The organism is Oleiphilus sp. HI0066, assembly GCF_001635725.1.
Map to the genome: position 1 here is coordinate 1 of NZ_LWFH01001746.1, position 807 is coordinate 807.

General features: G+C 50.2%; 1 pseudogene. It reads right to left on the reverse strand.

From position 1 onward, the window contains the following. Positions 1–807: pseudogene (locus tag A3738_RS31640) on the reverse strand (flagellin); the annotation flags it as partial.

Here is an 807-nt window from a genome sequence, read left to right on the forward strand (position 1 = left end):
TCAAGTGCTGCGATTGCGCCGGCAACCGTAGAGACGTCAATGTCTTTAACAAGAATGCCATCTTCCGCGCCACCATATTCGCCAACTTCGAAGCCTGAATTGCCGATGTTGCCGGTGAGAGTTTCAAGCGTGATCTTACCTGATGATTCAAGTGAGATTGTGCCGCGTGTTTCTGTACCAGTTGCTGGAAGACCCAAGTTAGCGAAACTCGCTGTAACAGCGCCGGTGTAGTTGTCGAGCACCATGTTTCGACCATCTTCAGCGATGAGTCGGTAAGTTGAACCGAATGCTTCAGCGCGGACACCACTCTGACCAGCTTTGTTATTGATCGCAGTGATTGTTGCGTTTTGAATATCGGTTGTCGTTGCCGTAGCACTCACAGAAATATCAATGCTCACGTCATTAATATCGAAAGTACCCGTAATCGCAGTACCAGTGGTCAGCCCTCCGCCATTTAATATGTTAGCGTTGACCTTCGCCACAACGCCGGTTTGCTCGCTAACACGGTTAATAGCTTCTGCTTTCGCGATAGCACTTTGATCAGAGTTGGCAGTAGACGCCGTGTCAAATGTTGTGAGAGTAGGGCCAACTGGAACGCCATTTATAACAATGTCACCAGATGCAAGTGCTGCACCCGGAGATGGCGCGCTTACAACACCAGAGTTGTTGCCACTATACGTTCCAACAGCTAAGCCAGCGTTCCCAATACCGCCTGTCGTTGTATCGACACTAATTGGAGAGCCGTCGTCTGAAACTAGCGTAAATGAGCCAGTGTATGTTGCGGCTGCCGCAAGGCCGATCGCGCTT